This is a genomic window from Bacteroidales bacterium, assembly GCA_021157585.1.
GTDB lineage: Bacteria > Bacteroidota > Bacteroidia > Bacteroidales > UBA12170 > UBA12170.
The window spans coordinates 1-6,008 of sequence record JAGGWH010000024.1 but is presented as its reverse complement, the minus strand read 5'-3'; the positions used below and the strand labels follow the sequence as shown (position 1 = coordinate 6,008).

At 33.0% G+C, this 6,008-nt stretch carries 7 protein-coding genes; all 7 read left to right on the top strand.

Annotated features, from left to right (window positions below; all coding sequences use genetic code 11):
* Window positions 1-399: hypothetical protein (locus tag J7K39_01120; GenBank protein MCD6178481.1), on the top strand; the 399-nt coding region annotated here is incomplete at its 5' end.
* A 474-nt stretch (window positions 400-873) separates the two neighbouring features.
* Window positions 874-2,160, top strand: a complete 1,287-nt coding sequence (locus J7K39_01115; protein MCD6178480.1) for a thermonuclease family protein — start codon at window positions 874-876, stop codon at window positions 2,158-2,160.
* A 3-nt stretch (window positions 2,161-2,163) separates the two neighbouring features.
* Window positions 2,164-2,820 (top strand): MjaI family restriction endonuclease, encoded by a 657-nt coding sequence (locus J7K39_01110; GenBank protein MCD6178479.1) that lies wholly within the window; start codon window positions 2,164-2,166, stop codon window positions 2,818-2,820.
* A 243-nt stretch (window positions 2,821-3,063) separates the two neighbouring features.
* Window positions 3,064-3,786 (top strand): hypothetical protein, encoded by a 723-nt coding sequence (locus J7K39_01105; GenBank protein MCD6178478.1) that lies wholly within the window; start codon window positions 3,064-3,066, stop codon window positions 3,784-3,786.
* Window positions 3,787-3,899: 113 nt separating this feature from the next.
* Window positions 3,900-4,040, top strand: a complete 141-nt coding sequence (locus J7K39_01100) for a hypothetical protein (protein MCD6178477.1) — start codon at window positions 3,900-3,902, stop codon at window positions 4,038-4,040.
* A 3-nt stretch (window positions 4,041-4,043) separates the two neighbouring features.
* Window positions 4,044-4,436 (top strand): iron-containing alcohol dehydrogenase, encoded by a 393-nt coding sequence (locus J7K39_01095; protein ID MCD6178476.1) that lies wholly within the window; start codon window positions 4,044-4,046, stop codon window positions 4,434-4,436.
* Window positions 4,437-5,079: 643 nt separating this feature from the next.
* Window positions 5,080-5,727, top strand: coding sequence for a TIGR02391 family protein (locus tag J7K39_01090; protein ID MCD6178475.1), 648 nt, complete (start codon window positions 5,080-5,082; stop codon window positions 5,725-5,727).
* Window positions 5,728-6,008 lie beyond the last annotated feature (281 nt).

Sequence of the window (6,008 nt, the reverse complement as noted above, 5' to 3'; positions counted from 1 at the left end):
GAAAATATGGTTTCTACTGTATTAAGTGAACAAAATAAATTATTTCCTTTATTGAAAAAAAATACTAATGAAATTGAAAAGAAAATCGATTTAAAAATCAATGAAATTGAACAAGAAATTATAGATGAAATAGAACGTTATTTCCTAATGGAGCATTTTTATACACACGTCTGTGCAGCGTTAGATAGTAGTAAAAGACTATCTAAAATAAAAAAATATTTTACTATGGAATTGCCTGATTTATTAAAATCAGAAAAATTTGTTATTGAAAATAATGTAATTGTAGAAATTTTTAAAGAATCTGTTAAAGAAAGCAAACACTGGTGGGGAGTCAGTGTTCCTGAGTTAAGAGAAATTCTTAAGCATAAACTGTATATTATTTTTCATGAAAAATTTTGAATAGTATGCAGTAAGACAATTATGATAATTCGCTTTAGTTTATAAACTTCATAAAAAGTTGAAAATTACAAATTTACCTCTATTTTACGGATTTTATTTTGCTATCCCTACATATTTTCCCCTCTTATCTATCTTTGAGGCTACAGACTTTATCCGGGGAACCGGAGACCCTGAAATAAATTCAGGGTGACATTAGTGAAAAGTGGATCCTTGAAACGATATTGAAATAAATTCAGTACAGGCCCCAGGTTGATAGGGAGCAAGGTACGATGAACTCTCTTCAGTATATCAAGTATTCCCGATTAATATGTTCATACCTCGTGCCTATAAAAGTAAAAACTCCTTGACAGGGAAAAAAGAGAGTAGTATATTTTAATGGGTTATAAAGAGGCGGAAGTAATGATAAATAAAAATTGTAAACAATTAGTTTTGCACTTACAAATTAGTAATATTTATATTATATAAGAGATAAAAATGAACAGAAAAACAAAGCATAAAATAGTGATTGGTGATAGCCGTCAAATGGAAAGCATCCCCGATAAATCGGTTCAATTAATCGTTACTTCTCCACCATATTGGCAATTAAAAGATTATGGTGTAGATAATCAAATAGGCTATAATGATAGCTACGAAGAATATATCAATAATTTAAATCTCGTATGGAAAGAAAGTTATCGGGTACTTGATAATGGTTGTAGACTTTGCGTGAATATTGGCGATCAATTTGCGCGTTCGGTTTATTACGGTCGATATAAAGTTATTCCTATAAGAACAGAAATAATCAAATTTTGTGAAAGCATAGGATTCGATTATATGGGAGCTATTATCTGGCAGAAAAAAACCACCTCAAATACAACCGGTGGAGCATCATTAATGGGGAGTTATCCTACACCGAGAAATGGAATTTTATCAATAGATTATGAATTTATTTTAATTTTCAAAAAACTTGGAACTCCCAAACGCCCGAGTAAAGAAATTAAAGAATTGTCAAAAATGACAAAAGAAGAATGGAAAACCTATTTCGCAGGTCATTGGAATTTTGGAGGAGCAAAGCAAGACGGACATATTGCAGTATTTCCGGAAGAGTTGCCAAAGAGATTAATTAAAATGTTTGCTTTTGTAGGGGATACAGTACTTGACCCTTTTCTTGGAAGCGGAACAACATCTCTCGCAGCAAAAAAACTTGGAAGGAACTCTATTGGTTATGAAATTAATAGAGAGTTTTTACCTTTTATCAAACAAAAGTTGAACATTGATAACGATTCTTTCAATGAATATCAAATTATCGAAGAAAAACCTAGAATTAACTTTAACGAAGAAATCAAGAAACTACCTTATATTTTTAAAGACTTTCACAAATTTGATAAGAAAATAGATCCGAAAAAACTACAATTTGGCTCAAAAATTGATATGAACGGATCTACAAAAAGAGAAGAATATTATTCGGTAAAAGAAATTATCAGCCCTGAACTTTTGAAGCTTAACAATGATTTGATTGTTCGTTTAATCGGAGTAAAAGAAAAAAAAGAAGTAAACGGGAAAGCAACCGAATTTTTAAGATTAAAAACCAAGGGACAAAAAGTTTTCTTAAAGTTTGATAATATTAAACACGATAAAGAAAATCATTTAATGGCTTATGTCTATTTAAAAAATAAAACTTTTTTAAATGCACATTTAATAAAAAAAGGATTGGTAGAAGTGGATACTTCCTATCAATTTAAAAATAAAGAACGATTTATTAATTACAAAAACCAGGGATGAAAAATGGCAAAAGAATGGATATTGAATAGTGCAATGAATAGATTCCAACTAAACTTTAAAAGAAATGTGGGACCTACATCCGAATCAATTAGAAAATGTGCTCCAAAGACACTTGAAGAATGGAAGAATTATTATTTTAAGAATGTTCGTTCAAAAGAACATATTGAAGAATTGGGAAGAAAACTCTATGTAAAAATAACAGAAGTTATTCAAGCGGAAGTTGAAGAAATTACAGAAGAAGACTGTATTAACTACATGTTCCAATTAGTAATAAATCGAACATTTGATGGTTATATGACGGAGATAAAAACAATTTACGGGCAACTTCAAGCTATACTTCAAAAAGATTTTCCGGATATTAAAATAGAACCGGCATCAGACGAATGGGATAGACTTTTCAATGTCGATTTTTACATTTTAGTCAATGGGAAATATATAGGATTGCAAATAAAACCTGTTAGTGACGGGATTCAATTAAGCCAAATATTTAAAGAGCGTGAAATTCAAAAACATACCCACGAAAAATTCTATAAAAAATTTGGTGGAAAAGTATTTTATGTTTTTTCAATTAAAGACAACGGGAAGAAAAGAATAGCCAATGAGGAAGTTATTGAAGAAATACGGAAAGAAATTGAAAGATTGAAAAAAGCCAGCAGCTGACAAGGGTATAGTGGATAGCTTCATATCCAGCTATGACACCATACCCAAACCGTTATAGGTAAGATTTTGGATTGTGGAAGGAGATAAAAAGGAGAAAAGATGATTATATTCAATGCGAGTAAACAAATAACATTTAACAAGCAACATAGATTAGGTAGTCATGAAGAGCAACCTTTGTTGTTTTTATTAGTACACCTAATATTATGTTAGTTGCTATAGGTATAGCAATTAAGTTGAGTACATATGATGAAAGTCACAATTTTAAAAGACCACTCAGTCATAAAATACATTCAGCCATATTTGATTTCGTATATTCAAAAATGTGGCCCCGAAAACTTGAAACACGTTAAACCTTCACGTAAGGAACGAACTGCTTTTGAGATTGGTTTCGGATTAAGCAGTATTACGGAGTGCATGGATCAACTATATTATTCCGTTGAATTGATCGCAGGATTCAGAGCAAACATTGGCCACAAATTAATGAATAGGTACGACTATATTATTTTTTCAATTGAAAATATTTTGTTCAGGATAACGTCAATTTTTGACAGGTGCCTACGTCTGACAAACAGAATATACGATATAGGTCTGCCAGACAAAGAATGCCGAATAAATACAATAATCAAAAACAACAAAATAAAAGGTACTAAAGTAGGTAAGTGCCTGAATGAATTAAATAATTTCACATCAGAATTTAGAAAGCCACGTAATGAAATAGCACATGCTAATTGTTTTAACGACAGTCAATTGAACGATATGCAAAGCTTCTATTATTTGCTTCAGTTAAATACACCAGAAATTGAACATTTGAGAAATATATTTAAAATTCAAGCAGATAGTTATGTGGCAACAAAAAAGAAAGAATTTTTAACACAAGTTATTGAACTAGAGAGGCTCGTTGGCAATTTTTTTACATCTATATTGCCTAAAGTTTCAGCGGCTATTGAAAACAAAAATGTCCGTTAACCAAAAAATTAAGCGGACGGTGAAAAGCGTGGCGGCGCTAACGCGTCAACTTCATCGGCGCCGTCCGCTTATTTAGGTCTTTATACATGGAATAGAAAAGACGCAAATATCCTTTGGCAGAGAATATAGGAATGAATGTGAAACTTACAGAACAGGAAAAAAAGAAAATTATCGAACTGATCAGCCAGTACTTGTGTCCGGCAGTGGCCAATGGTGAAGATATGAAAGAGCGGGAGAATATGGCGTATGCCTAATTTATGGCCGGAATGGCGTTGGGACATGTGCATGCCATAGCTCACCAGTTAAGCGGTTTTTATAACCTGCCCCACGGTGTTTGCAATGCAATACTGCTGCCGCATGTGGAACGGTTTAATTTGATTGCCTGCCCGGAACGTTTTGTGGATATTGCTAAAGCCATTGGAGAGAATGTGGAAGGCCTATCGACGATGGAAGCCGCTGACAAAGCGCTGGAAACCATTCAGAGATTATCCAGAGATATCAGTATTCCATCCGATTTAAAAGAATTAGGGGGCAAGGAAAAAGATTTGCCTATTTTGGCCGAGAATGCTCTCAAGGATGCATGCGGTTTAACAAATCCGAGAAAAGCAACAAAAGAGGGAATTATCCAGCTTTATAAACACGCAATGTAAGTTGTAATATCGGGGGAGGACAATATGTTCTCCCCTTTATAACAAGTTGTACAGCGATTCTCGCCTAACTAGTCGCTTCACCCTACTGCTATTCCGCTGGTGCTCCATAGCGGCAGATGGGTTTGGCCATTATTTTGCTATCCCTACATATTTTTATCCTCTCATGTATATTTGAGGCTACAGATTTCATCCGGGGAACCGGAGACCCTGAAACGAGTTCAGGGTGACAGTAGTAAAAAGTGAGACCTTGAAACGATACTGAAATAAATTCAGCACATGATTCAGGGTGACATGGGCTAGTGTATACTGAGCCTGTTTCAGCATCTCTCTTTAACTGTTCATACATTTACGCCGGGACTTTAGTGTAGGCGGACCCATCTACCATTATCACAAAACAATGATTGACAATAAATATAAAAAAATTATAATGGAGATAATGTATATACAAGGACATTTTAAGGTATTATTTGGGGAAGTATAAGTTTGAAATATTTTTTATCATACAAGCTCAACACAAGGTTTATTAGAGCATAAAAAATGGAAGCTAAAATTATTTATAAAAGTAATCAACTTTAATGGGGAAGTAGGGAAAAACTTAGATGAATAAAAGTTATCTTTATAATTAGGTAAAAAGGAGGAATTAATGAGCAAGAAGAGCGAAATCGAAGCTAAAATCGAATATCAAGAAGTAATTGGAGAGGCTAATCCTGGAGGTTACCAGCCGGTTAGGTTTACGAGAATCAAGTATAAAGCTAGCCCTAATACCCATATTGATATTAGGCAATTCCAACGTGGTTATGATGATGAAGGCGAGGAAGCTTTTTTCCCTACAAAGAACGGCTTTAGATTTCCTGAGCGAGAATTCAAAAGAGTTGTCGAACAATATACTTTGATGCCAGAGACATATGTTCATCCTTTGATTGTCAAGAAATGTTTTTCTCTTCTTAAATCTGGCCAATTTGAGAGTGCAGTTTTGCTTGCCTTTAAAACAATAGAAACGAGTATTCGGGGAAAAATCGGTGCTACTGCAGATGAGTATGGAATAAAGCTAATCCGAAAAGCCTTTCATTCTGAAAATGGCCCTTTAACAGATTTAAAATTGCCTAAAGCAGAACGTGAAGCATTTTGCAATTACATAGCCGGTGCATTTGGATTTTATAAGAATCCATGTTCACACAGAGACGTAGAACTGGATTTCTCATCAGCATTTGACAGAATTGTAGTTGCTAGTGATTTACTTAAAGTTATTGAAAATGCAAAAGTTAATGAAAACAAGGAATATGATAAATGATTTATGCTAGAACGCTAACAAGAAAAGATTAAGAAAAGGAATTAAATTATTTTATAATTTATTTACACTAAAACGCTATTTTATGGGATAATTGAAAGAAAATATGATTAAAAAAGTAGTATAAGAATGGCTGATTATTCAAAGTACAGTAATAGTGATTTATTAAAGATTATTCGGAAACAAGAAAAAGAATTAAAACAAAGGAAAAAATTTTAATATTTTATGGTTATTTGTGACCTCAATATCGTTTACAAGAGTATGATGAAACATAAAAGGAAAAT

What these genes read in the sequence shown, in the direction of transcription:
- J7K39_01115 (MCD6178480.1), top strand. Translation starts at nt 874, where the DNA reads ATGAACAGAAAAACAAAGCATAAAATAGTGATTGGTGATAGCCGTCAA.
- J7K39_01110 (MCD6178479.1), top strand. Translation starts at nt 2,164, where the DNA reads ATGGCAAAAGAATGGATATTGAATAGTGCAATGAATAGATTCCAACTA.
- J7K39_01105 (MCD6178478.1), top strand. Translation starts at nt 3,064, where the DNA reads ATGATGAAAGTCACAATTTTAAAAGACCACTCAGTCATAAAATACATT.
- J7K39_01095 (MCD6178476.1), top strand. Translation starts at nt 4,044, where the DNA reads ATGGCCGGAATGGCGTTGGGACATGTGCATGCCATAGCTCACCAGTTA.
- J7K39_01090 (MCD6178475.1), top strand. Translation starts at nt 5,080, where the DNA reads ATGAGCAAGAAGAGCGAAATCGAAGCTAAAATCGAATATCAAGAAGTA.